The organism is Streptomyces sp. NPDC040432, assembly GCF_055595445.1.
In genome coordinates this window covers 190,821-216,883 of the sequence record NZ_JBVIVP010000008.1, presented here as the reverse complement: position 1 = coordinate 216,883, position 26,063 = coordinate 190,821, and the positions used below count along the sequence as shown (strand labels likewise).

The following is a 26,063-nucleotide window of genomic DNA, read 5'->3' as shown; positions in this document are numbered from 1 at the left end:
TCAGTAGCCTCTGCCCAGGCTCGACTGGATCCGGCCCGCCGGACCGGTGACCGGAACGGCTGCGCCGCCCTGGAGGTACTCCCGCAGACGGGAGCCCAACTGGAGCCCGAACTTCTCCGCGTCGTCCTCCTCGTCGGTGTTGACGTGACTCCTCGCGGCCAGCGCGACGAGGTCGTGGCTCGCCACGTCGCCGCCGAGCGAACGGGCCGCCGCCGTGGCCACCCGGCTGTGGGTTCCGTGTGACAGGCATTCACCCCTCAGGGTGTGCCAAATCTCATGTGCGAAAATTACGAACTGGTGCAACGTGGTGGTCTTACTCTCGATGATGATGACGACTCGGTCGTCGAACCTGGCGGTGAGGCCGCTGGCCGTCTCCTCGGGGAACTCACGGAAGCGCAGGAGGACCGGGCGGTACGGCAGTCCGTCGTCATCCGCGTTGAAGCGCCGCTCGACGTCGGCCCGCAACACCTCGAACAAGATGTCCGGATCCGAGGGGATCGGCCGCCCGAGGCCCGCGAGGACCTCGTCGCAGAACTTCGCGATCCTGCGTTCGGACGACCGTCGCGTCAGGTGGTTCTTCGGGGCGGCGAGCAGGTTCCCCGGGCGGATCGTCCTTCCGAGAGCCCCGAACACGCCCTTGCGAAGATCGCCCCTTTGCCGCTCGCTCATCCGAATGCCCTCACTCTGCGTTCCTTCCGATGGGCGGTGAAGCCGCGGCCCGCCCTCCGCTTCCTTCGCTGGAGCCCGTCGGTCGCCCGGGCTCCGGCCCGACCTCAAGGCCGGGAGCTTTCCTGGGTGATCGCGTCCACGAAGGCCATCAGCGCCGTCTCCAGGTTCGGCGGCAGTTCCGTGTCGCCGAGACGAAGCTGGATTTGCAGCGCGTAACGATTCTTCACCGCTTCCGAAGGGTTCTTCAGCAGCGCCGTGAGCTCCGGGACGACCTTGCTGTCCAGAACTCTCTTCACGGCCTCGGGCGGAGTGTGGGTGAAGTACTCCATGGGGACGTCGAAGAACTTGGCCAGACCCGCACCGTGCCAGATGTTCGGCGTGCTCCGGTTCAGGAGCTTGCCGTGCCACTGCGGCGTCATCCCGCTGCCGGCCGCGATCTCGGCCGTCGTGTACTGACGCCGGTTCCCGGTGTCCCTGTCCACGGTCAGTCGCGTCTCCTTGAGGAACGCGATGCGGCGGGCCAGTTCCGCCGGGCCGCTCGCCGACGCCTCGACGGGATCGCCGTCGAGCAGTCGCCGGATGTCGGCCTCCGCCAGCGAGGTGTGGAAGGAGAGGACCGGCAGGTTGAAGGCGGATGCCCTGTCGAGGCCCGACTGCAGCCGTAGCCCTTCGACTTCTCTCACGGTCTCGGCGAGCTGTTCGTACCCGTCGTTCATGGACCCTCCGGACGGGATGGAATGGGCACGTGCGGTCCGGTGGAACCCCAAGCCCCGCGCATGTCAACTAGATCACGGAAACGGTCGGATCCGCAATGAAACGATCGTTTCGCTTGGCTCGATCGCGCGCCCGTCCTGGCGTACCGCGTCCGCCCGCCCCACGGGGCTCATCCGACGCTCCGGGGGACCTTGTCGGGCAGGCCGGACGCCCCGACGCATTCCGGTACGACGAGGTATGACGCGGTGCGAAGCACGGCACGTCGGGTGGCCGGCCGCGTGCTCCGCCCGCGGACCGTGCATCTACGCTTGTGCCCCGTCAGCCGGTCGAGACGGACGACCGGTCGCGGAACGGAGCATGCGGTGCCAGAAGGTCAAACGGGGGAAGCGAACGACCGGGACCTGATCGGAAAGGTGCTCGGGGGACGCTACCGGGTGATCTCCGTGATCGGCCGCGGCGGCATGGGCGTGGTCGCGCGGGCGGTCGACGAACTGCTCGCCCGTGAGGTCGCCGTCAAGGTCCTGAGGGCCTACACCGACGCGAGCGAGGCCGAACTGGCCGACCTGCGAGCACGGATGGAGCGTGAGGCGCAGGCCGCCGCCCGCATCCGGCACGCCGGAGTCGTCACCGTGCACGACGTGACGCACGAGCAGGGGCTGCCCGTCATCGTCATGGAACTCGTCGACGGACCCTCGCTCGACGAGGTCGTCTCGCGGCGCGGCGCGCTCGACCCCCACGAGGCCGCCGCGATCGGCGCCAAGTTGATGGACGCGCTCGACGCCGCGCACCGCGCCGGTGTCCTCCACCGGGACGTGAAACCGGGCAACGTACTGCTGGAGCGCGACGGGCGGGTCGTACTCACGGACTTCGGCATCGCCACCATCGAGACCTCCGACGACGAGGCGATGGCCAAGCTGACCCGCAACGGTGAACTGGTCGGCTCGCTGGACTACATGCCCCCGGAGCGGGCGCAGGGCAGGGAGCCCGGACCCGCCTCCGACATATGGTCGCTCGGCATGACCCTGTACGCGGCGGTCGAGGGCGTCTCGCCGTTCCGCCGGACCTCGGTGTGGTCCACGCTCGCGGCGATCGTCGGCGAGCCGCTGCCGGAACCCCGGCGCGCCGGCCCCCTGGCCCCGGTGCTGCGGGCGCTGATGGCCAAGGAACCGGAGCGTCGGCCCACCGCCGACCGGGCCCGCGCGATGCTGGAGGAGGTGGCGGCCGGTGCCGGTGAGGTCCCCACCGGCCGCGCGGTCCCCGCGGCGGCGACCGCCGCGGAACCGTCCGCCTCCGCCGAGCAGCCCGTGCCCGCAGTCGGGTTCGGACCCCCGCCGGGCGGTTTCGACGCCGTCGCCCCATCGGTTCCGCAGCCCTACGCCCCCAACCAGCGGCCCGGCTTCCCGTCGCCCGGCCCCGCACAGGTCTCCCCGTACGGTCAGCCGTTCACCGTCGACCCGTCCGGCTCCACGGGAGCGGTACGGGCTCGGCGCCGCGGCCGGGTCGCGGTCGCGGTGGCGGCCGGCGCCGTCCTCGCCGCCGGCGGCGTCACCTACGCGGTGACCTCGGGCGACGACGACCGGGCCCGGACGGCGGCCCCCGCTCCGACACCCGACGCCTCCACGACCGCCGCCGGGCAGCCCGGCGCACAGCCAGGGGCGCAGCCCGGGACGCGGCCGGTTGCGGGGAGCCCGTCGGCGTCTCCTTCCGGTGCCACGTCCACGGCGAAGCCGTCCGCCGGCGCTTCGAAGAAGGTCGGTACGTCGTCACCGCCCCCGAAGAGTTCCTCGTCCGGCCCGGCCAAGCCGACCCCCGTACCGACGGGCTGTGCCGGCTGGACCCACAAGGACCCGGCGCCGGGCACCTACGGCTACATCTCCGGCAGCCACCACCTGTTGGCGGCGCCGTACCAGCAGTGCGCCCAGGGCGGCCTGGTCAAGGACGGAACGAAGCTCTGGTACCAGTGCTACATCGTCAACTCCTACGGGAACCAGTGGACGTTCGTCCGCGTGGACGGCACGAACGCCACCGGGTGGCTCTACAACCGCGACCTCAAGGGCCAGAAGGGCTCGTCCCCGCCCTGCTGAGCGGCTCCTCACGGCCGGCTCCTCCCGGCGCGCCGGCCGGACCGTCGGGGCCACGGCGACCTCCGTTCCCGTGGTGCCGGGGACGGGCGAGGACCGCTCTTCGCCCGGTCAGCGCAGTCCGTCGTAGGCGGCCATGACGATTTCCATGCCTCGGTCGTCCTGCTGCCGTTCCCGGTCGATCATCCGGTTCATGACGTAGGCCACCGTCATGCGCGAGTCCGGGTCGCTCGCGACCAGCGAGCCGCCCCAGCCGCCCCACCCGAAGGTGTTGCCGAACCTGCCGAAGCCCGTGGTCCAGGACATCGGCGTCCGCAGGACGCGGTCGTCGCCGCGGAAGACCTCCTGCCACGCGGGCTCACAACCCCCGGGGGACAGCAGCCGCACACCGCCGGCCACCCCCCGGTTCGCCAGCACTGACTGGACGCGGGCGACGGACCGGGCGTTGCCGAAGCCGTTCACCGCGGGGATCAGTGCGCGCCGCCAAGCGACGGAGTTGACGTCCCTGACCCGGATCATGGCACCGGTGTACTCCCGGCGTGTTCCGTCCGGTCCGGTCGGCGGTCCGGCGGTGTGGTCGTCGGTCAGTGACGGCGGCGGGACGAGCGGTGCGACGCGGTGGTCGTGCTCCGCGGCGAGCCCGATGTGGAAGTCCGCGCCCAGCGGCGCGGCCACCTCGTCGGCGAAGAACTCGCCGATTCCGCGGCCCGTGACGCGCAGGACGATCTCACCGATGAGGAACCCGAAGGTGAGCGCGTGATAGCCGGTGGCCGTCCCCGGTTCCCATTCGGGGGCCTGCGCCGCCAACCGTGCCGTCACGGCCCGCCAGTCGTGGAGTTCCTCGACCCCGGTGAGCCCGGCCAGGTCCGGTAGTCCCGCGGTGTGCGACAGGACGTGCCGGACGAGCACCCCCTCCTTACCGGCCGCGGCGAACTCGGGCCAATAGGTGGCAACCGGTGCGCACAGGTCGAGCCGGCCCCGGTCGGCCAGGATCAACGCACACAGCGCGACCATGTTCTTGGTCGTCGAATTCACACAGGTGAGGGTGTCGCGCCCCCAACCGACGGCACGGTCCGCATCGGCGTACCCACCCCACAGGTCGACCACCGGTTCTCCGTCCACGTACACGGCCACCGAGGCACCCACGTCGTCCTTGTCGAACAATGCCGCGAACGTCTCACGGACCGCTGCGAACCGCGGCTCGCACACTCCCTCGATATCAGTCATGGACGTAAGCCTCGGCCGGTGCGGGCCTTCCCACCCGACAATTCCCACGCCGGTTCTGTCGGGCGCCGCGCGCGCCGCGGGTCGGGCGAGACCCTCAGGACACGCCATAGGGTCGGATTCGGGGCCGTCACGGCCGGGCCCGCGGCAGGGCGGGTCGGTGCTCCCGCGCCGGAGACCCGAGGGACAGGGAAGAGGGACGGATACACGTGCTGGAGCGGCTGAATCAGGCGTTGGACCACCTGGAGACCCGACTCGACCAGGAGGTCGACATGGCCGAGGTCGCCCGGATCGCCGCGGTGTCGGAGTACCACTTCCGACGGCTGTTCTCCGCGCTCGCCGGCATGCCGCTCCCCGTCTACCTGCGGCGCCGACGGATGACGCTCGCCGGGGCCGAGGTACTGGCCGGGGAGGCGACCCTGCTCGATGTCGCGGTGCGGTACGGGTACGGCTCGGGCGAGGCGTTCGCCCGCGCGTTCCGGTCGGTGCACGGCGTCGGCCCGGGCGAAGCCCGGCGCACGGGCGCCGAGCTCACGGCGCAGCCGCGCATGTCCTTCCGTGTCGTCGTCGAGGGGGCCACGAGCATGCGGTACCGGATCGTGGAGAAGGAGCCGTTCAGGTTCGTCGGCAGGAAGGCCCGGATCCCCCTCGTGCACGAAGGGGCCAACGCGGCCGCGGACGCCCACCTGCAGAGCCTGGACGAGCCGGCGCTCGCACGGATGAAGGAGCTCGTCCACCACGAGCCCGAGGGGGTCCTGTCGGCGGTGGTGCACCTGACCGACAGCAGGGAGGAGGGCGCCGAGGTGGACTACTGGATCGGGGTGGTGACCGGCCCCGAGGCGGAGGCCGCCGACCTCGACGCCCTCGACGTACCGGCCGGGACCTGGGCGGTCTTCGACAACCACGGGCCCTATCCGAGCGCCCTCCAGGACCTGTGGCGCGACGTGTTCACCCAGTGGTTCCCCTCCAACGCGTACACGAGCCGCCCGGGACCGGAGCTCCTGCGGACGCGGCCGGTGGAGATCGGCGCGGAGACCGGATCCCAACTGTGGATCCCGGTGGAGCGCGGCGGCCCCGGCCCCGGGAGGTGACCCCCGCAGTGCGGCGGGGCACGCGGGCGGGCCGTGCGGCCGGTGGCGTCCGGCCGTTGCCGAAGCCGTCGTCGCTCCTCACGCCGGGCGGAGCGGGGGAGTCGGCCGGACGGCGCCGCAGCAGGCGAGCCCGACGACCAGCATGAGCACCGGGAAGGCGAGGGCCGCCTGGGTGGCGGTGGTGGGGGTGCTGCCGAGGCCGGCCTGGAGGATGACTCCGGTGGCCGCACTGCCCAGAGCGCCGCCGAGCTGGCGCGTGGTGTTGAAGACCCCGGACGCGGCGCCGACCAGCGAGGGTTCCAGGGACCGGGTGGCGATGCCGGCGAGCGGCGCGGAGACCAGCCCGATGCCGATGCCGGACACCAGGAGGGAAGGCATGAGCGCCCACAGGTCGATCCCCGGGGCCAGCAGCAGCGTCAGGGATCCGGTGCCGACGATCAGCAGGGCGAAACCGAGGGCCGCGAGCAGCCGGGGACCGGTGGTGTCGGACCGTTTGCCGGCGAGACGGGCGCACAGCGACGACAGGACGAACATCGGAACGGTGGCCGCGCCCGCCGCCGGGGGGCTGTACCCCAGGTCGCTCTGCAGGTAGATCATCAGAGGCAGGAACAGGCCGCCCATGGCCGCCCCCATGGCGCCGCCCGCCGCGGCGGCGGCCGAGAAGTCGCGGTGGTGGAACAGCCGGGGCGGCAGCAGGGGTTCATCCGGGTTGTGGTGCTGCCACCACACGAACGCCACCAGGCACAGCACGCCGAGGACGAGGATCCCGGGGATCGTCACCGGGCCCGCGACCGTGCCCCAGTCGTACGCCTCGCCGCTCTGCACGCCGAAGACCAGCGCCGTCAGCCCCAGCCCGCTGAGGGCGATGCCCCACGGATCCATCCGGTGCCGCGCGGCCGGTCGTCGGTCGGGCAGCCAACGGTACGCGGCGATCCACCCTACGGCCCCGACCGGCAGGTTCACCAGGAAGATGCCCCGCCAGCCGGTCCAGGCGACGAGGAGCCCGCCGATCACGGGACCGGCCGCCATTGCCGCGCCGCCCACCGCGCCCCAGGCTCCCAGGGCCGCGCCGCGGCGGTCCGCCGGGAACAGGTGGACGATCATCGCCATGGTCTGGGGCGCGATCAGCGCGGCCGCCAACCCCTGGACGGCGCGGGCGCCGATCAGCACCTCGGCTCCGGGGGCCAGTGCGCACGCCAGCGACGCCGAGGTGAACCCGGCCACGCCGACGAGGAAGACCCTCCTGGGTCCGTAGCGGTCGCCGAGCCGTCCCGCGAGGATCAACGGAACGGCGTAGCACAGGGCGTAGGCGCTGTTGACCCACACCACGTCGTTGAGGGAGGCGCCGAGCGAGGTCCGGATGTCGGGGACGGCCACGTTCACGACGGTGGCGTCCAGGCAGATCATGAAGAAGCTGACGCACAGGGCGTACAGCGCGGCCCGGGGGCTCGCGGTCGGCCCGGCGAAGGAGCGGGTGCGGAACGGGTGTCGCAAGGTCGGTCGTGTCCTCGGCACGGCCGCCCCGGCCGCACCTTTCGGGTGCGGGGACCAGGGCGGGCAACGGGAGCCCTCCACGGGCGGGGGCACTCGCGCACACGTCGATGCGCACGGAGGAACTCACGGAACCTCGAAGGCGCACCGGGGCGGCGCGACGATCTCGACGCCGATCATCGCAGCCACGGCCCCGCCGCCGCCCGCCACGCGCGGGCGTGGCTCGCACCACCACGGCCACGGGTCGGTCACCGGGGGCGGGCACTCACGGAATATCGCCCGGCCGCCGACAGAGGGGCGTCTGCTCGAACAACCGCCCGGTACCCGCTCGTATCTGGCAATCTGGCAGATCGCCGAACCATCCGGGAGGGGACCCCGACGTGACCGAACTGCTGCCCGACGATGCCGTCGACGCCGGCGACGACGACGACCGCGAAGCGGTCGAACAGGAACGGGCCGAACTCAACGAGTTCGTCAAAGGGCTGAGCGCGGACGACATCAAGTCGGGCGGCTGGTTCACCAAACTCTGTGCCCAGGCCCTGCGTTCGTACGCCAAGAGGGCCAACTGGGAGTACTTCCAGGAGAAGTACAAGGGCGTGCCGGCGGACGGCATCGTCGGCAAGCAGATCAAGTTGGCCGCGAAGGCCGCCATGATCCAGGGCGGGATCACCTCAAGCCTCTACACGGGGACGGTCGCCGCGACCGTCGGCTCCTTGGGTGGCGCAAGTCCCGCCGCGGTTCCGGCCGGTCTCCTCACGTTCATGGTGGACCTGACGTACATCACCCAGCTCCAGATGCGCCTGGCCCACGACATCGCGGTGATCTACCGGATCCCGCTGGACGTGGACGACCCCGAGGACATGATGAAACTCGTCCGGGTGGCGTTCGGCATCAAGGCCGGAGAGGTCGCCCGCAGCGGTACGCGGTTCATACCCGGCCTGGTCCGCCAAGTCCTCAAGAAGTACTACTCCGGCCCGGTCCTCGCCGCCGCGAAGAGCCTTCCGTTCGTGGGCAAGCACCTCCTGCAACGCAACATCATCAAGTTCGGCATCCCCGGCGTGGGGATCCCCCTCACCATCATGGTGAACCGCTACACGACGGTGGCCGCGGGACGCCACGCGAAGTCCGTGTTCCGCGGCGAGGCGGAAGTGATCGAACTCGCCGACACCTTGATCCGACGCACGCGGCATCCCCGGCTGCTGCTTTGGGTCGCCTGGCTCGTCATCAACGCGGACGGCGAGGTCACCGACCCCGAGCGCCTCCTGTTCCAGCAGCTGACGCGGCTCGCCCGGGAGCGGCATCAGCTGCACGACGAGCAACTCGCCGGCGTCATCACCATCGACCCGGAGGAGGTGTGGCACCGGGTCGACGCCGAGCCCGGGGATCTCGCCGACGTTCTGCACGCCGCCGAACGGGTCGCCACGGTCGACGGGGACCTCGACGCAAGGGAGAAGGCGGTCATCGCCGAACTGCGGGGTCGCTGCGGGCGCCGCTGACCTTCCCGCGGGTGGCCGATGCCGGGGCAGCCCGGATGAGTGCGGGCATCCGGGCCGCGGGCACGTTCGATCAGTGGTGGACGGCGGGTGCGTCGGGGGCGAGTTCGGGGGCGGGGGCGGGTTTGCGGCCGATGTGGTTGAAGGCGAGGTTGAGCAGGACGGCGACGGCGCAACCCGTGCTGATGCCGGAGTCGAGGACGATGCGGGCGCTCTCCGGGAAGGCGTGGTAGAAGGTCGGGGCCGCGATGGGGATGATGCCGGCGCCGAGGGAGATGGCGACGATCAGAACGTTGTCGCCCCGTTCGAGGGCCGCGCCGGTGAGGGTTTGGATACCGCTGGCGGCGACGGTTCCGAACAGGACGATGCCCACGCCACCGAGAACCGGCTGCGGTATCAGGGCGACGACCGAGGCCAGGACCGGGCACAGTCCGAGCAGGATGAGGATGACGCCCGCGGCGGCCACGACGAACCGGCTGCGGACCTTGGTGATCGCGACCAGGCCCACGTTCTGGGCGAAGGCGCTCGCGGCGAATCCGTTGAACAGGGGGCTCAGGGCGGTACCGAGGCCGTCGGCGCGGAGGGCGGCGGCGAGGGTCCTCTCGTCGGCCGGCTTTTCGACGATCTCACCGAGGGCGAGTACGTCGGCCGTGGACTCGGTCATCGACACGAGCATCACGATGCACATGGAGATGATCGCGGCCGCCGCGAACTGGGGCGCGCCGAAGTGGAAGGGCGTGGGGAAGCCGATGATGTCGGCGTCGGCGACGCCGCTGAAGTCGGCCGCGCCCAGGGGAAGGGCGATCAGGGTTCCGGCGACGAGGCCGAGGAGGATGGATATCTGCTTGAGGAAACCGCGCAGGAGGCGGCGCAGCGCCACGGTGACCAGGAGGGTCACGGCGGCGAGCCCTATGTACTTCAGGCTGCCGTAGTCGGGTGCCTCCCGGTTCCCGCCCTGGGCCCAGTTGAAGGCCACGGGCAGCAGGGAGACGCCGATCAGGGTGATGACGGTGCCGGTGACGACGGGTGGGAAGAACCGGATGAGTTTGCAGAAGAACGGTGCGAGGAGGAGCCCGAAGACACCGGCGACGATCACCGCCCCGTAGATGACGGGCAGGGCGTCCTCGGGTGCTTCGGCCTTGGCGATGGCGAGCATGGGGGCGACGCCGGCGAACGAGACGCCGTTGACGAACGGCAGGCGGGCGCCGACCTTCCAGAACCCGAGGGTCTGCAGGAGGGTCGCGATGCCCGAGGTGAACAGGCTCGCGCTCATCAGGAACGCGATCTCCGCGGTGGACAGGCCCACACCGATGCCGACGACGAGGGGTGGTGCGACGACGCCGGCGTACATCGCGGCGACGTGTTGCAGACCCGCGCCCACGAGCTTGAGGGGAGGCAGCATCTGGTCCACGGGGTGGCGGCCGGGGGCCGCCGACGTGGTGTCGGGACCGGTTTCGGGCGTGGTTTCGGGCGCGTCCGGGCCGGTGGCGGGGGGTCTTTGCGACATGGGGGCGTGCCTCCTGGCTGCGACGCGGGAGGGCGTGCGCGCAGCTTGAGTGAAGTGCGGGCCCGGGGGCCGGCACGGTGGCTGTGGGTGGCGCGGGGCGGGTACGGCGGCAGCACGGCTCGGGCCGTCGAGGCCGGGGGCTGCGGGTGCCGGAGAGCGGGGGGAGCGGGGCCGAGGAGCGGCAGGGGCGGGGATTGTGTCCCCGGCGGCGTTCCTGCGGTCCTTGCGGCGGCCGCGGCGCATGTGTCCACCCATGCGGGCCGGCGGCGCTCCGTCCGGCGGAGTCGGCCCAGTTGTTCACGAACGGACACCGGGTGTCAAGAGTCGCGGTGGTCCCGGTCGGATCGGGCGGTGTCGGCAGGGGTGCGCAGCGCGTGCCACAGGTGCAGGTCGACGTGTTCCAGGAACGCGGCTGCCCGTGCCTCGGCCTCGGCCGCCGCGCGCGGTGACGTGCCGGTGGCCTGGTCCAGATGTTGGTAGCCGAGGTGAAGGCGCTCCAGGGCCGAGCCGATCGCGGCGGGGTCGAGCGGTACGAGGCGGGCGACGGACGTGACGTAGGTGGGCCACCAACTGGCAACGGCTTCCCGGAGCAGGACCTTGAGCTGTTCCGTTCTGCCGCAGACGGCCACGAAACAGGACGGCGGCGGTCGCAGGACCCGCAGGAGGGCGCCGGTCTGCGCCGCGGTGCCCTGCCAGCGGTTGTGCCGTTCGGCCTCCTCCCAGCGGGTGTGCGTCATGCCCAGTCGGGCCGCGGTCTCGCCCGGTGAGAGACCGGCGACGGTGCGGCACTGCGCGAGCGTGGCCGGCTCGCCCACCAGGGCGACGGGTGAGCACCACAGTGCGGCGGCAAGCCCCTTGACCTCGTCCTCGTCGGGAACCGCCGTGCCCGACTCCCACGCCAGGAGGGTTTCGGGGTGCAGGGGCGCACCCCGGTAGGCGGCGACCGCCCAGGCGACCTGTCCGAGGGTGAGACCGAGCTGCTGCCGGACGGCGCGGGCACGCGAGGGGTCGAAGGGGGGCAGCGTGGATGGATTGTCTGCGGAAGGCATAGCGGCACACCGTAGGGACCGTTCGGGAATCCGCCAAGCGATCGGACGGGCTCGCGGCGGCCCTCAGGTGCCGGCCCGAACGTGCCCGTCCGTGAGCGTGGTGAGGGCGCATCTGTTGTTTATGTGGCGTGAAGAACCGTCATGGCCTGGGCTTATGTGCCCGAGGACCACCCCGTCCGGGGGAGCGGCGGCAGGCCGGCTTCGGCAGTTCCTCCAAAGTTGCGTCCGCTAGGCCCTTACGGCTTGGGGGAGTTGACGAACGACCGGGCGGCTACCTAGAGTCCCGTCCCGTCCACAGCGGAAAAAGAATTCCGTGATGTGAAATCTGGTGGTGGCTGGATTTACCCACCCCGTGAACCGCCGCCACCGCATCGACGGGACGGGCCGTCCCCCGTCCCGGCCGCCACACCCCCATCCGCACGCCCCCGGTCGCGAAGGTCCGGCGGGCGGTGTCCCAAGGACCCAGATTGTCGCCCCGCGCCTCCGCCCGAACACCGGACGCACCCCCGCACCCGGTCGACGAGATCCTGCCCGCCCGCCGGCTGGTGCCCGCCGCGCTCCAGCACGTCGCCAGCATGTACGCCGGCCTCACCGCCCCACCCCTGATCATCGGCAGCGCCCTCGGCCTGACCCCCACCCAACTCTCCGCACTCCTCGCCGCCGCCCTCCTGGTCGCCGGTCTGGGCACCATCGCCCAGACCTTCGGCCTGTTCGGCATCGGCGCCCGGCTGCCGCTGACGAACGGTGTCTCCTTCGCCGTCGTTTCCCCCGCCCTGGCGACCGCCGCCACCGAGGGACGGGCCGGCGCCCTCCCCGCGATCTTCGGTGCCACCCTCGTCGCGGGCATCACCTGCCTCGTGCTGGCACCCGCCTTCTGCCGGCTGGTCAGGTTCTTCCCGCCCGTGGTCAGCGGCTGCGTCATCACCCTCGTCGGACTCTCCCTGCTCCCCGTCGCCGGCGTCTGGGCCCGCGGCGGTGAGCCGGACGCCCCCGACTTCGGCTCACCGTCCAACCTGGCGCTCGCGGCCGCCACCCTCGCCGTCACCTTGCTGATCCACCGGGCGCTCTCCGGACGCTTCCTCGGCCGCATCGCGATCCTCCTCGGCATGCTCGCCGGCACCCTGATCGCCGTACCGCTCGGGAAGGTGAACCTCGACCCCCTCGGTGAGGCCGCGCTGTTCGCCCTGCCCGAGCCGTTCGCCTTCGGCACCCCGCGGTTCGTGCCCACGGTCATCGCCACGGCGATCGTTGTCATGCTCGTCTCCATGATGGAATCCACTGCTTCGCTGCTGGCGCTCGGCGCGGTGACCGGCCGCCCCACCAAGGACCGCACCATCACGGGAAGCCTGCGGGCCCAAGGGCTGGCCACCGTCCTGGGCGGTGTCCTGGGATCGTTCACCAGCACCTCCTACGCCCAGAACGTCGGCCTGGTCGCGCTCAGCCGCATCCGCAGCCGCTACGTGGTCACCCTGTGCGGCGCGATCCTGGTCCTCATGGGACTGGTCCCCGTCCTCGGCGCGCTGGTCGCCCTGGTGCCCCTGCCCGTACTCGGGGGCGCCGGCGTGGTCTTCTTCGGTTCGGTCGCCGTCGCCGGAACACGCACCCTGGCCAAGGCTTCCCTGAGCAACGGCCACAACAGCCTCATCGTCTCGGTCACCCTCGCCTTCGGGCTGTTCCCCATCACCGGCTCCGACTTCTACGCCCGCCTGCCGTCCCCGCTCGCCACCGTGCTGGGCTCCGGCATCACCGCCGGTTGCCTGGTCGCAGTCCTGCTCAACTACGTCCTCAACCACCTCGGGCGCGGCACCGAAGCCGATCTGGACCGGATTCCCGTCGAGCACGTCACCCTCGACCAAGGCCGCGGACTCGGCGGCCCCCCGGCGCACGCCGCGCCGCCCGGCAGGAGCCGGTCCGCCTTCCGCACCGCGGCCGAGCCCCTTCCCGGTGGGGGACATCCGCGGCCACCGGCCCGTCCGACACCGGTGCCGGGCGACTGGCCCGCCTACGATCCGCACCTCACCGGCTTCGCCGACACGGCCGTCCCCTTCCCACCCTCGGGCGGCGACTTGGTCGGCCACGAACCGGCCCCTCCCGTCCCGACGTCCGACGCCACCGCCCCCGCGCCGGCGCCCGAGCCGCCTACGGACCCGGCCGACCACGGGCGCATCAGCTTCCCCGGCCCCCTGCACCCCCTCCGTGCCGCACGTTCCCCGTACCCCCGAGCGGGCCACCCCGACCACCACCGGGACGCCCCGCCTCCCGGCCCCGCTCAGGGCGGTATCCGGTAGCCGCGGCACGTCCGAGCACATCAGGTACCACCGGCTCCGACAAGCCGGTCCGGCCGAGCGCCTCCCGACCACACCAAGGGAGGCGCTCGGCCGCTCCCGCGACGGGCCCGGTGGCGCACCGCACCCCGAACGCGTCGGTCCGTGCGGCATCCACCGGGCGGACACGCGTCACTCACCCCTCGGTCAGGAACCCGGCACGCTTGTAGGTCTTCATGAGCAGGGCCATGTCGGACGAGGTCACGACGTCGAGCTGGGCGAACACCCGCGCCGCGAAGTCGTGGAAGTCCCGCAGGTTCCGATGGCTGGAGTAGCCCAGCACGCTCATCTGCCCTGAAGTCACCATCAGTTGGCGCACCGCGGGCTCCGCCGCGATCAGCCGCATGGCCTCCTCAAGCCGGCTGTGCGGCACACCCAGCCGAAAACGGGCCTCCACCGGATAGCCGAGGAACGCCGGATCCACGTGCAACCGCAGGTGCAGGATGTGGGAGTCCATCAGGCGCGCCAGCCGCCGCCGGGCGGTGGTCTCGCCCACGTTCAGCTCCCGCGCCAGATGGGCCGTCGACAGCCGGGCGTCCCGGTGCAGCAGGTCCACCAGGCGCCGGTCCAGCTCGTCGACCTCCACCGGTTCCGGCAGCGACCGGCCCTCGACCGCGAACTGTCGCACGGCCGTCGGCTCGTCGTCGTACGGCGCCCAGTCGCTCGCGGTCAGCACCAGCCGCAGCATCAGCGAGGTGTGGATGTCGGCCACCCCCTCGATCCGCCCCAGCACCCGGTCCACCAGCCGCAGCAGCGCCTCGTGGTCGGGAAGGTGGAGCTCGGCGAAAACGTCCAGGGAACCGGTGGACGTCTCCACCGACCTCGCCTGATCCAGCGCCGACAGCGCCACGGCGACCTCATGGACCCGTCCGGGCAGGCACCGCACCGCGACCTCCGCGGTGATGCCCTCTCCCTGGTACTCGGGGATCAGTCCGGCCGCGAAGCCGACCTGGCCGGTGCCGGTCATCCGCTCCAGACGACGGGCGACCGTCCGCTCGTGGACCCCCAAGGCGTGGGCCACCTCGGAGTAGGAGGCGCGCGGCCTGCGGTGCAGGACGCGCAGCACTCCGTGGTCCAGTGCGTCCAAGGGCTCACCCATGTCGGGGACGGCGTCCGGGGCTGATCGGGACATCGAGGTCTCCTTGCCGATCGGGAACAACGCCGTGCGGGGCGCGCAACGACGGTACGACCTGCCACGGGCTGCCCGCGGCGGCGCGCCCGCTCCCACCTCCGACCGACGGCCCCGTGCCGAATTCCGCCGCCCGCGGCCCTCCTGTGCCGGCATCCACCGACATCCGGCGCAGATCTTGCCGTGATCACGGATGTGCGGCGTCATGGTGGTGCGGATTCCGCCCCCGGGGCCCGAGAGGCCTGAGACCGCCGGGGCGGGATCGGCCATCCCCGCTTCGCGTCCCCCCAGGCGCGGCCTCCTGAAAGTGATACGTATGACGGCCCTCGACGCGCCCCCACCTGCCCTGTCAGCGCCCCGCGCGCCCCGGCCCACGCCCGCGGCCGCGATCATCGCGTCGGTCGTGGTCGTCGAACTGTCCAGTGGCGTCATCCAGGGCTTCCTCTCCCCGCTGCTGAAGAACCTGACGACCGCGCTCGGCATCACCGTCGCCGACCTGAACTGGATCAGCATTGCGAACCTGCTGGCCGGCGCCGTCTTCACGCCCGTCCTGTCCCGGTTGGGAGACCTCCACGGCCACCGCAGGATCCTGCGCTGGAACCTCGTCCTCGTCCTCGTCGGTTCCCTCCTCGTCGGACTCGCCCGTGACTTCGCGACGCTCCTGACCGGACAGATCCTCCAGGGCGCCATCGCCGGCTTCTTCCCGCTCCTCGTCGGCATCCTCCGCAACCGGCCCGGCGCCGGTGACGCGGAGAGCCGCCGAGGCATCAGCGTCATGGTCGCCGCGCTGGTTGCCGGCATGACGCTGGGTCTGTTCGCCAGCGGCGCCGTCGCCGCGAGCATCGACAACCCCGCCGGCGCGCTGTGGGTCCCCGCGTTCGCGGTCACCGTCGCCCTCGCCGTCAGCCTGCCCCTGCTGCCCGAAACCCCCACCCACCACGCCGGGGGGATCGACTGGGTCGGCGGGCTCCTCCTGTGCGCCGCCCTCGTCGCGATCATGCTCGGGCTGGGCCTCGGTGGGTCACCCGGCTGGGCCTGGGGCGCCCCGCGCCTGTGGTCGCTCCTGATCGGCGGCGCGGTCGTCCTCGCTGCCTGGATCGCCGTGGAGCTGCGCGTCCCGCACCCGATGATCGACGTGACCATGTTCCGCCGACGCAACGTCGTCGTGGTATCACTGGTCACCGTCACCTTCAGCTTCTGCTTGTTCGGCCTGCAGATCGCCAACCCCGTCTTCTACGGCACCACCGGGACCGAAGCCGGCTACGGGCTCGGCCTCGACCCCCTCGGCATCGGCCTGGCCATGCTCCCCCACCTCCTCGCCATCGCCCTCGGTGCGCTCCTCGCACCGGCCGTCGCCGCCCGCATCACCGACCGGGCCACCCTGAGCACCGGATCGGCCCTCATGGCCGTCGGCTACGCCCTCTCCGCCGCCGCGCACGCCTCCGCCACCGTGCTCATCGCGGCCAACGCCCTGGCCGGCATCGGCATCGGCTTCCTGCAGCACTCCACCCGCACCCTCGCCGTCGAAGCCGTGCCCCACGCCCAGACATCGGTCGGCTCGGGCATCAACGAACTGCTGATCAGCGTCGGCGGGTCCCTCGGGGCCGCCGTCGTCCTGACCGTTTCCGCCGCCCACACCCCCGCCGGCGACACCCTGCCCGGCCTCGGCGCGTACACCACCTCCTGGACCTTGTGCGCGGCCGTCTCCCTCCTCGGAGCCGGTTTCGCCCTCCTCCACCGCACCCGCGACAACAGCAACAGCAACAGCTCCGACCGCGGCACCGACGCGGACGGCAAGGAGCACCAGTGATCGCCACCACCGCACCCCGTGAACGGGCCCGCGCGTTCCTCACCACCCGCCAGGACGCCGTCCTCGGCCTCAGCCACGACCTCCACGCCACCCCCGAACTCGCCTACGAGGAACACCGCTCCGCCCGCCGCATCGCCGGTCTTGCCGAAGCAGCCGGTTTCGCCACCGAGCTCGGCGCCTACGGCCTGCCCACGGCCATCAACGCCACTGCCGGCAGTGGTGACCTCGTCATCGCCATCTGCGCCGAGTACGACGCGCTGCCCGGTATCGGCCATGCCTGCGGGCACAACGTCAACGGCGCCGCCTCCGTGGCCGCAGCCCTCGCCCTCGCCCCCCTGGCGGACGAACTCGGCATCACCGTGAAGCTGCTGGGCACCCCCGCCGAGGAGTCCGGCGGCGGCAAGGTCGACATGATCCGGGCGGGCGCGTTCGACGACGTCGCCGCCGCGATGATGGTCCACGCCGCACCCGCCGACGCGGTCGGCATGACCTCACTGGCCATCAGCAGCCTCAAGGTCTCCTACACCGGTGTCCCCGCCCACGCGGCCGCCATGCCCCACCGCGGCGTCAACGCCGCCGACGCCATGATGATCGCCCAGGTCGCCATCTCCGCCCATCGCCAGCAGATGCTCCCCGAGGCCGTCGTCTCCGGCATCGTCACCTCCGCGGGTGACGCCGCGAACGTCATCCCCGCCCACGCCGGCGCCGAGTACGACTGCCGTGCCCGTACCGCCGAGGAGCTCGCGGAACTCCGAGCCCGCGTCCGCGCCTGCTTCGACGCGGGAGCGTTGGCCACCGGCGCCGAGCTCGCCCTGGAGACGGTCGGCAACGACTACGCCGACCTGCGCCAGGACCTCGCCATCGGCGACGCCTACCGGAACGCCGCCCAGGCCCTCGGCCGGACCGTCCCGCCCACCGACCCCAACCTGCGCGGGGGTTCCACCGACATGGGCAACGTGTCGCACCTCGTACCGACCATCCACCCCGCGATCGGCTACGACTGCGGCGACACGATCATGCACCACCCCGATTTCACCCGGTACGGAACCACCGCAGCCGCCGACCGCGCCGTCCTCGACGGCGGGCTCGCCATGGCCTGGACGGCGATCACCATCGCCACCGACCCCGCCCACCGCGCCCGGCTCCTGACCCGACGCGCCGAACGCCCCGGCACACCTGCCCACTGACCGACCCACAGCTCCCGTACTCCTCGCCATGACCGGTGGGCCGGCAACCGGCTCCCGCGGTCGCCCGGGCACCGGGTCACGCCCTGCCCGGGCCATCCAGCATCGGACGCCGCCATGCACCCCGTACCAAGCCCGATCCAGCGATCCGACGACAGCGCTCCCCGCCCCGGGCAGCCCGCCCGACGACCGGTCACCGTCGACCGTGCCACCCCCGCAGAGGGGCTCCGGTGACCCGCGGCATCGTCAGGGGTCGACGTTCCATGGCCATGCTGCGCTTGGCCGCCGGTGCCCGCAGCTACCGCCGCCGTGCCCGTACGGCGGGCATCCACCTGCCCGCCCTCGCCCGCCGCCCGCATCCCGACGTCCTGATCATCGCCTGCACCGACCCCCGTCTGCACCCGTCGTTCATCATCGATTCCCTTCCCGGGGAGGTCTTCGAACTGCGCACCCCGGGAGGCTCCGTCCCCGACCCGAAGGACCCGGTCGACGCCGGCGCCGCGCGCCTGCTCGCGGAGGCCCTGCACACCCCGACGATCAAGGACGTCGTCGTCCTCGGGCACTCCCACTGCTCGGAGATCCCGGCCACCGGCTCCGACGGCCGGGAAGCGGGACACGACCACGTCGCCCGGCAACTCGCCGTCATCGGAGCCCACCCCGACGTGGCCGGTGCCGCGGGCGGCCCGCGACGCCCACGGCTGCACGGCTGGTACCACGACCTGGAAACCGGAGAAACGACCTGCTACCGACCCGGAACCGGCACGTTCTTCCCCGTGTGACCGCGAACCCGGCGACCCCGGAATTCCGGTTCGACGGTCGGCGGAGCGCCCAGGAACCCTTTTCGTCCCCTTGACGATATGACCGGAACTGGTTATCGTCGTGTTGACGAAATGAGGGGGTTCCCATGGCCGACATCACGCGGCGCTTCGGTTGGCGTCACTTGCGTTCCGCGCCCACCACGCACATCCGCCACCACAAGCGCGGCCGACTCGTCCACGACGGGCGGGGGCTCAGCTTCTGGTACCGGTCGCTGTCGGCCGCACTCTCCGAAGTGCCGGTGGACGACCGAGAGTTGGCGATGGCGTTCCATGCCCGTACGTCCGACTTCCAGGACGTCGCGGTGCAGGCCACCGTCACCTACCGGATCAGCGACCCGGCCGAGGCCGCCGACCGGATCGACTTCTCCGTCGACCCGGACACGGGGAGCTGGCGCGGCGCCCCCTTGGAGCAGATCGCCACCCTCCTCACCGAGACCGCCCAGCAGCACACCCTCGACGTATTGGCCCGGACCCCGCTGGCCGTCGCCCTGGTGGACGGCGTCGCCTCCGTACGGGAAAAGGTCGCCACCGGTCTCGCCGCCGAACCCAGGCTCCCGGCCACCGGCATCGAGGTGGTGGCCGTGCGGGTCGTGGCGATCCGCCCCGAGGCGGAGGTGGAGCGCGCCCTGCGGACCCCGGCCCGCGAGCAGATCCAGCAGGAGGCGGACCGGGCCACCTACGAGCGGCGGGCCGTCGCCGTCGAGCGCGAGCGTGCCATCGCCGAGAACGAGCTGGCCAGCCAGATCGAACTGGCGCGGCGCGAGGAGGAATTGATCGACCAGCGCGGCACCAACGCCCGGCGCGAGGCCGAGGAGAAGGCGTCGGCGGACGGCGTACGGACCGAGACCGAGGCGGCCCGCAAGGTCCGCCTGGCCCGCGCGGAAGCGGAGGCGGCGCGCGAGACGGGCGCGGCGCGGGCCGAAGCCCAGGCCGCCTGGCTGCGCGTCCACGACGAGGTCGGCCCGGCGACGCTGCACGCCCTGGCGGTGACCCGGCTCGCCGAGAACCTGCCGAGGATCGACAGCGTCACGCTGTCTCCCGACGTCCTCACCGGCCTCCTCACCAGGCTCGGACGCCCGGAAGGCGGCTCGGGCGCGTGAGCCTGGCCCCGCGGGCCGTGGTCGTGCACCGCAGGTCCGAGTACGAGGAACTGCTCGCCCGGCACGGGACGCACGGGCAGGCCGCGTTCTTCCTCTCCAGCAGGGGCAGGTCGATCGACGAAGTGGTGCGCCGCCACGACCGCACGCAGCAGGCCCTGCGGGAGGTCGCGGCGGCGGTGCCGCTCACCTGGCGCAGCTCCCGGGTGGAGCGGGCGGATCTGGACCGCTTCCTGTTCGCCCCCGAGGACGTGGTGGTCGTGGTCGGCCAGGACGGGCTTGTGGCCAACACGGCGAAGTACCTGCACGGTCAGCCGGTGGTGGGCATCGACACCGACCCGGGACGCAACCCGGGCGTCCTGGTCCGTCACCGCTGCGGCGACACGGCCGCCCTGCTGCACGCGGCGACCGCCGCCGGCGGCCGGGCGGAGGAACTGACCATGGTCGAGGCCGTCGCCGACGACACCCAGCGCCTCCTCGCGCTCAACGAGATCTACCTGGGGTCGCCCGGACACCAGACGGCCCGCTACCGACTGGAGTCGGACGACGGAACGGGCCCGAGCGAGGCCCAGGCGTCCTCGGGCGTGCTGGTGGGCACGGGCACGGGCGCCACGGGCTGGCTGCGTTCCCTGTGGCTGGAGCGCGGCAGCTCCGCCGGGTTGCCCGCACCCTGTGACCGTCGGCTCCTGTGGTTCGTGCGCGAGGCCTGGCCCTCGCCCACGACCGGAACGACGAGGGTCGCCGGTGAGCTGGGGCGAGGCCAGGGCCTCCGGCTGACCGTGGAGTCGGACCGGATGGTGGTCTTCGGCGACGGGATGGAGGCCGACGCCCTGGAGCTGACTTGGGGGCAGAGCGTACGGCTGGGCATCGCGGCCACCTCACTGCATCTTGTGACGTGAACGCCCCCGGGGCGGGGGAAGCGGCCGGCCCGCCCCGGATCCCGCCCCGGATCCCGCCCCGGATCCCGCCCCGAAGCGGACACGAGGTCGCCCGGACGGGCCGCGCCGAGGCCTGTCACCGCGCCGGCACCCGAGCAAGGTCCGAAGAATCCGCTTGATGGCGCTGAACGCCCCCTGCCACGGTTGCGGTTCGCAACCCGGCGGAAGCGGCCGCCGCCCATCGGAAGGCACACGCTCATGCGCACTCTCCACGTCGTCACCCATCCGGAGGCGACGCACCACGTCGAGGGAGTCGTCGGCGGATGGCATGACTCGCGGCTGACGCCCGCCGGTGTCCGCGCCGCGGTCGCCATCGCCCGGGCGCTGCGGGCCAGGATCCCGGAGGACGCCGAGGTGGAACTGTTCTCCTCGGATCTGCGGCGCACCGTGCGGACGGCCGACGAGGTGGCCGAAGCGCTCGGTGTGAAAGCGGTCCTGGACCGCAGGCTGCGGGAGAAGTCATACGGCGAGGCGGGTGGCAGGCCGCAGGCGTGGCTCGACCGGCGGTTCGTCCCGCCGCCGGCCGTCGGGGAGCGTATGGACCACGACGAGGGCGTGCCGGGTGCCGAGACCAAGGCCGTGTGGGCACGACGCGTCTACGCGGCCATGGACGACATCCTGCGACGCCCCTGCGAGCACCAGGTCATCGTGACCCACGGCGGTTCCCTGACGTACGTGGTGGCGTCCTGGATCAGGATGCCGATCGAGTCGGCCGGATACGTCGCCTTCCGGGCGCCGTCCGGGAGCATCACCACACTGCGCGAGGACGACTTCTTCCACAACCGTCACGTCGTCGGCCTTGGGGACACCCGGCACCTCGACCCCACGGCCGGCTGACCGATTCCCGCCGCCACGCCGCCGAGGAAGTCGGGGAGGACGGTCACCGGCAGCCGGTCGTGCGAGGTCAAGGGATCAGCCCTCGGGACGGACGAGGCCGCGTTCGTACGCCTTCACGAGACGCTGCGGGACCTGGTGGACCGATCCGTCGATCGTGACCGGAACGAGCTGGGGCGCGATCGCCTTCCACCGGGCGCGGCGGTGACGGGTGTTGCTGCGGGACGTCTTCCGTTTCGGAACGGCCATCGTGAACTCCTTGATGAGGTGGGGGAGAGGTGAGGGGGAGGGCGCGGGGAGATGGAACGGGCACCTGGTGTGCCTGATGTGCCTGTGAGGGGCATGGAGTACCCGGGTCCCGGGCGCTCGGGGGCGCTCGGTGCGCCCTCCCGGCCGCGAGTACCTGCGGCCGGGAGGGGGTGTTCACCAGGAGGACTTGGTCACTCCCGGCAGGAACCCGGCGTGTGCCTGCTCCCGCATGCGCACCCGGGAGAGGCCGAACGTCCGCAGGTAGCCCCGGGGGCGTCCGTCCACGCTGTCGCGATTGCGCACCCGGGTGGCGCCGGCGTCGCGCGGCTGTCGGCGGAGATCTGCCCGGGCGGCCTCGCGTTCCGCGGGGGTCGCCGCCGGGCGCCGGATGATCTCCTTGAGCTCGGCCCGACGGTGGGCGTGGCGCTCGACGACCTCCTTGCGCCTCTCGTTCCGCGCGATCGTGCTCTTCTTCGCCATCAGACCTTGCCACCCCGTGCGCGGATGCGGGCCACGGCCGCTTCGATCCCGATGGTGTCCACGGTCTTGATCGCCTTGGAGCTGAGCGTCAGGCGGACGTGGCGGCCCTCACCGGGAAGCCAGTAGCGCTTGCGCTGGATGTTCGGGTCGAAGCGGCGCGAGGTGCGCCGGTGGGAGTGGGAGATGGAGTTACCGAATCCCGGCTTGGCGCCGGTCAGTTGGCAGTGTGCCGCCATGGGTGGTGGGTCCTCTCTGCGTGGGTCTGTGAGCGGGGCTCCGGGCGGGAGAGTTGTTGGAAATGAAAACCGTTGCCATATAGTAGGGCACGGCCCCGCCCGGATGGTGCACCGCTCCACCAGGACCGGTTCCGCACCCCGACCCCCACCCGCATCGACGAAAGGTTCCCGCCGTGAAGCCCGGCATCCACCCCGCCTACGGGCCCGTCGTCTTCCGCGACTCCGCCACCGGCACCGCGTTCCTCACCCGCTCCACGATGACCGGCGACAGGACCATCCACTGGGAGGACGGAAACACCTACCCGCTCGTCGACGTCGAGATTTCCTCGGCGAGCCACCCCTTCTACACGGGCACCGCGCGCGCCCTCGACACGGCGGGCCGCGTCGAACGCTTCGAACGCCGCTACGGAGCACGCTGATGCGGCACGACCACCAACTCCCCGTCGCGATCGTCGCCGGGCTCCATTCCGCTGCCCGCAAGGAAGTCGTCGACCACCTCCTGCGGTCCGTCACCGGAAGCGTCTCCCTGCACCACGACCTGACGTCGGCCCCGGCCGGCACCGTGCTCCGACTCGTCCGCGACGACGCCGGGCCCATCTCCAGCGACGAGACACCGTTGGTGAACGACTGCGCCTGCTGCGCACTGCGCGAGGACCTCGTCCCCGAACTGGAAAGGCTGGCGGACGGCGGTACGACCCGGCTCGCCGTCGTCGAACTGTGGGACTCGGTCGAACCGGCGGCCATGGCGGAGGTCATCGCCGTGCACGGTGCGGATCGCTTGGTCGTGACGAGCGTGATCACCGCCGTGGACCCCGCGCTCGTCCTGCCGTACCTCGCCAACGGCGACGACCTGGCCGAAGCCGGACTCGCCGCCGCGCCCACCGACCGGCGGACCGTCGGCGACACCTGGGCCCGCCAACTGGAATACGCGCCCGTCCTCGCCGTCGTCGACAGCGAGGAGGCGGACGACGAGGACCACGCACTGCTCGCCCAACTCCACGCCACGGCAAGGCGGTTGCCGGCAGCCTCCGCCGAACTCGTCCGAGCCGCTCTCGCCGGCTTCGACGTCGAGGCCGCGGCCGCCGCCCAACATCCGGCCTGCGCGCTCCTGCCCCAGGATGCGGACGAGGCCGGCGTCACTACCTTCGTCTGGCACCGGCGGCGCCCGTTCCACCCCGAACGGCTCCATCAGGCCCTGGAGGACCTGTGCTGCGCCGCCGCCCGCAGCCGCGGCCGGTTCTGGCTGGCCGACCGCCCGGACACCCTGTTGGCCTGGGAAGCCGCCGGCGGGGCGCTGTGCGTGGAGAGCGCCGGGCCCTGGCTGGCATCGCTGCCGGACGCGGCCTGGGAGATGGTGCCGCCCGTGCGCCGGGCGGCAGCCGCCCTGGACTGGGACCCCGAGCACGGCGACTGCTGCCAGCACCTCGTCTTCACCTCGCCCGGCCTGGACCGCGACGGGCTGGAACACCTCCTCGACTCCTGCCTGCTGACCGACGCGGAGTACGCGTCGGGGCCGGCGGGGTGGAAGGCCCTCACCCCCGCCTTCGACTCCCTCCTCGACGCGGCCTGACCACCACCCCGCACGAACGAGCCGCACACCACACCCGCAAGCGAACGAACGACACACCCGCAAGGAGAAACCGCCGTGGCCCGACGCACCGAGCTCCGCAAGCCCACCACCTCCCGACCCAACCCCCTCTACGCAGCCGGGATCACGTACATCGACTACAAGGACACCGACCTGCTGCGCAGGTTCATCTCCGATCGCGGCAAGATCCGAAGCCGCCGCGTCACCCGGGTGACCGCCCAGCAGCAGCGCGCCCTCGCCACCGCCATCAAGAACGCCCGCGAGATGGCACTCCTGCCCTACCCCGGTCGGTGACCCCACCCGCCTCCACCGGCGCACCCGGGCCGAGGGTCCCGTCGCCTGCCCGGAAGGCTCGTCGCGGCGCCGTCGAAGTGAGTTGGGATCCACGCCGGGAACCGTGGACCTGGACCGGTCAGGTCATCGCCGCCCCCGGTGACGAGAGCGCCTCGACCCCCTGACGGGCCGGGACGATCTCCTGGTTGGCGCACGCCCCGGAGCGGAGATCATTATCCTGCACGGGTGCTGTCATACGACGAGTTGACCCCGCCGGAGCGCGAGCTGTGGGACGCCTTCCCCGAAGGGCGCCGAGTTGATCTGCGTACGGGCGTGCCCGAGGCGGACGCTCCCTCCTCGGGTGCGGGGTGGGGGCCCGAACGCACGGTCCGCGCGGCCGTGGTGACGGAGCTGCTGCTCGGCGCGAACGACGATCGGGCCGGTGGCGTGGCCGCCTTGCGGTTGGCCGGCACGCGCGTCACCGGCCGCCTCGACCTGTCCGGGGCGGAGATCCGCCACACCCTCTCGCTGGCGGGCTGCCGGCTGGACGAGGCGGTGCGCCTGCACGGAGCCACGACCCGCACGATCGAGATCACGGACAGCTGGGTCCCGGGCGTCGATGCCGAACTCGCGCGGATCGAGGGCGACCTGGACCTGAGGCGGTCGAGCGTCGAAGGTGGCCCCCTCGTACTCGTCAACGTCCGTATGGCCGGAAACCTCGTGCTCACGGACGCCGAGATCTCAAGCCCGGGGGAGTGGGCGGTGCTCGCGGGTGGCCTCGTCCTGGACGGCAGCGTCTTCGCGCGGCGGCTCACCACCCGAGGCGGGTTCCGGCTGCCCGGTGCACGGCTGCTCAACGGCCTTTTCCTGCAGGGCGCACGGCTGGAGAACACGGGTGGCGTCGCACTTGCCGCCGGTGACGTGACGGCCGCGACCGTGGACTGCTCCGAGGGGTTCACCGCGTCGGGAAGCGTGCGGTTGCGCAGGGCCCGAATAGAAGGTCTGCTGACGTTCGAAGGAGCCCGTCTGGAGGGGGACGGCACAGCCCTGGACTGTGGGGCGATGCAGGTGGGGGAGTTCGACTACGGAACCGCGGTGCCCCCCGCGGGGCTGGTGGACCTCCGGTTCGTTCAGGCCGCGTGGTGCCAGGACAGCGAGCGGAGCCGTCCCGAGAGGGTGCTCCTGGAAGGATTCACCTACGGCTCCATCCGATTCCGGGAAGCCGCGTCATCGGCGGGCGGAACGGGAACACCGGTCAGGGACGAGGTCGCCCGTCGCCTGGCCTGGGTCCGACGGAATCCCGGCTATGCACCGCAGCCGTACGAACAACTCGCGCTCTGGTACCGGCGGATCGGCCACGACGACGACGCCCGCCGCGTCCTCCTGGCCAAGCAGCGCCACCGACGCCTCACCCTGTCCCTGCCGGCACGGGCGTGGGGGCACCTGCTCGACGTCACCGTCGGCTACGGCTACCGGCCGTGGCTGGCAGGCGTCTGGCTCCTGACGTTGACGCTGCTGGGCACGCTGGCCTTCGGCGCCGGCTCCCCGAGCTCCGTGAAGCCGGGTGAAGGCGTCCCGTTCCAACCCCTCGTCTACACGCTCGACCTCCTGATCCCCATCGGTGGTCTGGGACAGCGCGCGGGGTGGTACTGGTCGCACGACGGCCTCCAGGGGCTGGCCTACCTGCTGATCGTCTCCGGCTGGATGCTCACGACCGCCGTCATCGCCGGTGTCACCCGCACCCTGCAGAAGAACTAGCGCCCGACAGCCGAGTGCCGGAAGCG

24 protein-coding genes are annotated in these 26,063 nt (G+C 72.0%); 14 read left to right on the top strand and 10 right to left on the bottom strand.

Annotated features, from left to right (window positions below):
* Positions 1-669, bottom strand: a complete 669-nt coding sequence (locus tag ACZ58N_RS19775) for a hypothetical protein (RefSeq protein ID WP_471161312.1) — start codon at positions 667-669, stop codon at positions 1-3.
* 104 nt (positions 670-773) lie between these two features.
* Positions 774-1,385 carry a hypothetical protein gene (locus ACZ58N_RS19770; protein WP_471161310.1) on the bottom strand — a complete coding sequence of 204 codons (612 nt, stop codon included), beginning with the start codon at positions 1,383-1,385 and terminating at the stop codon, positions 774-776.
* A gap of 459 nt (positions 1,386-1,844) precedes the next feature.
* Here ACZ58N_RS19770 and ACZ58N_RS19765 point away from each other — a divergent pair, with 459 nt between their 5' ends.
* A complete protein-coding gene (locus tag ACZ58N_RS19765; protein ID WP_471161453.1) occupies positions 1,845-3,467 on the top strand; it encodes a serine/threonine-protein kinase in 1,623 nt (540 codons plus the stop codon).
* Positions 3,468-3,575: 108 nt separating this feature from the next.
* Here the strand turns inward: ACZ58N_RS19765 and ACZ58N_RS19760 are convergent, their stop codons facing one another.
* The gene (locus tag ACZ58N_RS19760; RefSeq protein WP_471161307.1) at positions 3,576-4,691 is read right to left on the bottom strand and encodes a serine hydrolase domain-containing protein; all 1,116 of its coding nucleotides are present in this window, start codon (positions 4,689-4,691) and stop codon (positions 3,576-3,578) included.
* 206 nt (positions 4,692-4,897) lie between these two features.
* On the opposite strand from ACZ58N_RS19760, the gene ACZ58N_RS19755 reads away from it, so the two are divergent.
* Entirely contained in the window at positions 4,898-5,779 is an 882-nt protein-coding gene (locus ACZ58N_RS19755) for an AraC family transcriptional regulator (protein WP_471161304.1), read from the top strand.
* Positions 5,780-5,857: 78 nt separating this feature from the next.
* On the opposite strand, the gene ACZ58N_RS19750 is transcribed toward ACZ58N_RS19755, so the two are convergent.
* A complete protein-coding gene (locus ACZ58N_RS19750; RefSeq protein WP_471161301.1) occupies positions 5,858-7,273 on the bottom strand; it encodes a DHA2 family efflux MFS transporter permease subunit in 1,416 nt (471 codons plus the stop codon).
* A gap of 377 nt (positions 7,274-7,650) precedes the next feature.
* Here ACZ58N_RS19750 and ACZ58N_RS19745 point away from each other — a divergent pair, with 377 nt between their 5' ends.
* On the top strand, positions 7,651-8,766 hold the full coding sequence (locus ACZ58N_RS19745) for a hypothetical protein (RefSeq protein WP_471161299.1): 1,116 nt from the start codon (positions 7,651-7,653) through the stop codon (positions 8,764-8,766).
* 70 nt (positions 8,767-8,836) lie between these two features.
* Here ACZ58N_RS19745 and ACZ58N_RS19740 read toward each other — a convergent pair whose 3' ends face one another.
* Together ACZ58N_RS19740 and ACZ58N_RS19735 are read right to left on the bottom strand one after the other, a co-directional pair.
* Complete coding sequence (locus tag ACZ58N_RS19740) at positions 8,837-10,270, bottom strand: nucleobase:cation symporter-2 family protein (RefSeq protein ID WP_471161296.1); 1,434 nt, start codon at positions 10,268-10,270, stop codon at positions 8,837-8,839.
* Between the two features lie 317 nt (positions 10,271-10,587).
* A complete protein-coding gene (locus tag ACZ58N_RS19735) occupies positions 10,588-11,319 on the bottom strand; it encodes a helix-turn-helix domain-containing protein (protein ID WP_471161293.1) in 732 nt (243 codons plus the stop codon).
* Between the two features lie 467 nt (positions 11,320-11,786).
* Here ACZ58N_RS19735 and ACZ58N_RS19730 point away from each other — a divergent pair, with 467 nt between their 5' ends.
* Complete coding sequence (locus tag ACZ58N_RS19730; RefSeq protein ID WP_471161290.1) at positions 11,787-13,607, top strand: solute carrier family 23 protein; 1,821 nt, start codon at positions 11,787-11,789, stop codon at positions 13,605-13,607.
* Between the two features lie 172 nt (positions 13,608-13,779).
* On the opposite strand, the gene ACZ58N_RS19725 is transcribed toward ACZ58N_RS19730, so the two are convergent.
* Complete coding sequence (locus ACZ58N_RS19725; protein ID WP_471161288.1) at positions 13,780-14,775, bottom strand: Lrp/AsnC family transcriptional regulator; 996 nt, start codon at positions 14,773-14,775, stop codon at positions 13,780-13,782.
* Positions 14,776-15,088: 313 nt separating this feature from the next.
* Here ACZ58N_RS19725 and ACZ58N_RS19720 point away from each other — a divergent pair, with 313 nt between their 5' ends.
* The 6 genes from ACZ58N_RS19720 (at position 15,089) to ACZ58N_RS19695 (ending at position 21,456) form a co-directional block, all read left to right on the top strand.
* The gene (locus ACZ58N_RS19720) at positions 15,089-16,582 is read left to right on the top strand and encodes an MFS transporter (RefSeq protein WP_471161285.1); all 1,494 of its coding nucleotides are present in this window, start codon (positions 15,089-15,091) and stop codon (positions 16,580-16,582) included.
* Positions 16,579-17,769 (top strand): M20 family metallopeptidase, encoded by a 1,191-nt coding sequence (locus tag ACZ58N_RS19715; protein WP_471161283.1) that lies wholly within the window; start codon positions 16,579-16,581, stop codon positions 17,767-17,769. Before ACZ58N_RS19720 ends, ACZ58N_RS19715 begins: the two co-directional genes overlap by 4 nt.
* A gap of 260 nt (positions 17,770-18,029) precedes the next feature.
* Complete coding sequence (locus tag ACZ58N_RS19710) at positions 18,030-18,545, top strand: carbonic anhydrase (protein WP_471161280.1); 516 nt, start codon at positions 18,030-18,032, stop codon at positions 18,543-18,545.
* A gap of 125 nt (positions 18,546-18,670) precedes the next feature.
* Positions 18,671-19,684: an SPFH domain-containing protein gene (locus ACZ58N_RS19705; protein WP_471161277.1), complete on the top strand. Its 1,014-nt coding sequence runs from the start codon at positions 18,671-18,673 to the stop codon at positions 19,682-19,684.
* Complete coding sequence (locus tag ACZ58N_RS19700) at positions 19,681-20,580, top strand: hypothetical protein (protein ID WP_471161274.1); 900 nt, start codon at positions 19,681-19,683, stop codon at positions 20,578-20,580. Before ACZ58N_RS19705 ends, ACZ58N_RS19700 begins: the two co-directional genes overlap by 4 nt.
* Before the next feature lie 237 nt (positions 20,581-20,817).
* Positions 20,818-21,456, top strand: coding sequence for a histidine phosphatase family protein (locus tag ACZ58N_RS19695; protein ID WP_471161272.1), 639 nt, complete (start codon positions 20,818-20,820; stop codon positions 21,454-21,456).
* Positions 21,457-21,531: 75 nt separating this feature from the next.
* Here ACZ58N_RS19695 and rpmF read toward each other — a convergent pair whose 3' ends face one another.
* The 3 genes from rpmF to rpmB form a co-directional block, all read right to left on the bottom strand.
* A complete protein-coding gene (gene rpmF, locus ACZ58N_RS19690) occupies positions 21,532-21,702 on the bottom strand; it encodes a 50S ribosomal protein L32 (RefSeq protein ID WP_471161269.1) in 171 nt (56 codons plus the stop codon).
* 174 nt (positions 21,703-21,876) lie between these two features.
* Positions 21,877-22,182 (bottom strand): 30S ribosomal protein S14, encoded by a 306-nt coding sequence (rpsN, locus tag ACZ58N_RS19685; protein ID WP_471161267.1) that lies wholly within the window; start codon positions 22,180-22,182, stop codon positions 21,877-21,879.
* Positions 22,182-22,418 carry a 50S ribosomal protein L28 gene (gene rpmB / locus ACZ58N_RS19680; RefSeq protein ID WP_471161264.1) on the bottom strand — a complete coding sequence of 79 codons (237 nt, stop codon included), beginning with the start codon at positions 22,416-22,418 and terminating at the stop codon, positions 22,182-22,184. Before rpmB ends, rpsN begins: the two co-directional genes overlap by 1 nt.
* Before the next feature lie 173 nt (positions 22,419-22,591).
* Here rpmB and ACZ58N_RS19675 point away from each other — a divergent pair, with 173 nt between their 5' ends.
* From ACZ58N_RS19675 to ACZ58N_RS19660, 4 genes are all read left to right on the top strand, one after another.
* A complete protein-coding gene (locus tag ACZ58N_RS19675; RefSeq protein WP_471161261.1) occupies positions 22,592-22,837 on the top strand; it encodes a type B 50S ribosomal protein L31 in 246 nt (81 codons plus the stop codon).
* Entirely contained in the window at positions 22,837-23,988 is a 1,152-nt protein-coding gene (locus ACZ58N_RS19670; protein ID WP_471161258.1) for a CobW family GTP-binding protein, read from the top strand. The genes ACZ58N_RS19675 and ACZ58N_RS19670 overlap by 1 nt, the downstream gene beginning before the upstream one ends.
* A gap of 75 nt (positions 23,989-24,063) precedes the next feature.
* Entirely contained in the window at positions 24,064-24,300 is a 237-nt protein-coding gene (gene rpsR, locus ACZ58N_RS19665; protein ID WP_471161256.1) for a 30S ribosomal protein S18, read from the top strand.
* Positions 24,301-24,525: 225 nt separating this feature from the next.
* A complete protein-coding gene (locus tag ACZ58N_RS19660; RefSeq protein WP_471161253.1) occupies positions 24,526-26,037 on the top strand; it encodes an oxidoreductase in 1,512 nt (503 codons plus the stop codon).
* Positions 26,038-26,063: the final 26 nt, after the last annotated feature.

What these genes read in the sequence shown, in the direction of transcription:
- ACZ58N_RS19725 (WP_471161288.1), bottom strand. Translation starts at nt 14,775, where the DNA reads ATGTCCCGATCAGCCCCGGACGCCGTCCCCGACATGGGTGAGCCCTTG.
- ACZ58N_RS19695 (WP_471161272.1), top strand. Translation starts at nt 20,818, where the DNA reads ATGCGCACTCTCCACGTCGTCACCCATCCGGAGGCGACGCACCACGTC.
- ACZ58N_RS19710 (WP_471161280.1), top strand. Translation starts at nt 18,030, where the DNA reads ATGGCCATGCTGCGCTTGGCCGCCGGTGCCCGCAGCTACCGCCGCCGT.
- ACZ58N_RS19770 (WP_471161310.1), bottom strand. Translation starts at nt 1,385, where the DNA reads ATGAACGACGGGTACGAACAGCTCGCCGAGACCGTGAGAGAAGTCGAA.
- ACZ58N_RS19705 (WP_471161277.1), top strand. Translation starts at nt 18,671, where the DNA reads ATGGCCGACATCACGCGGCGCTTCGGTTGGCGTCACTTGCGTTCCGCG.
- ACZ58N_RS19670 (WP_471161258.1), top strand. Translation starts at nt 22,837, where the DNA reads ATGCGGCACGACCACCAACTCCCCGTCGCGATCGTCGCCGGGCTCCAT.
- ACZ58N_RS19740 (WP_471161296.1), bottom strand. Translation starts at nt 10,270, where the DNA reads ATGTCGCAAAGACCCCCCGCCACCGGCCCGGACGCGCCCGAAACCACG.
- ACZ58N_RS19735 (WP_471161293.1), bottom strand. Translation starts at nt 11,319, where the DNA reads ATGCCTTCCGCAGACAATCCATCCACGCTGCCCCCCTTCGACCCCTCG.
- rpmB (WP_471161264.1), bottom strand. Translation starts at nt 22,418, where the DNA reads ATGGCGGCACACTGCCAACTGACCGGCGCCAAGCCGGGATTCGGTAAC.
- ACZ58N_RS19760 (WP_471161307.1), bottom strand. Translation starts at nt 4,691, where the DNA reads ATGACTGATATCGAGGGAGTGTGCGAGCCGCGGTTCGCAGCGGTCCGT.
- rpmF (WP_471161269.1), bottom strand. Translation starts at nt 21,702, where the DNA reads ATGGCCGTTCCGAAACGGAAGACGTCCCGCAGCAACACCCGTCACCGC.
- ACZ58N_RS19765 (WP_471161453.1), top strand. Translation starts at nt 1,845, where the DNA reads ATGGGCGTGGTCGCGCGGGCGGTCGACGAACTGCTCGCCCGTGAGGTC.
- rpsN (WP_471161267.1), bottom strand. Translation starts at nt 22,182, where the DNA reads ATGGCGAAGAAGAGCACGATCGCGCGGAACGAGAGGCGCAAGGAGGTC.
- ACZ58N_RS19720 (WP_471161285.1), top strand. Translation starts at nt 15,089, where the DNA reads ATGACGGCCCTCGACGCGCCCCCACCTGCCCTGTCAGCGCCCCGCGCG.
- ACZ58N_RS19775 (WP_471161312.1), bottom strand. Translation starts at nt 669, where the DNA reads ATGAGCGAGCGGCAAAGGGGCGATCTTCGCAAGGGCGTGTTCGGGGCT.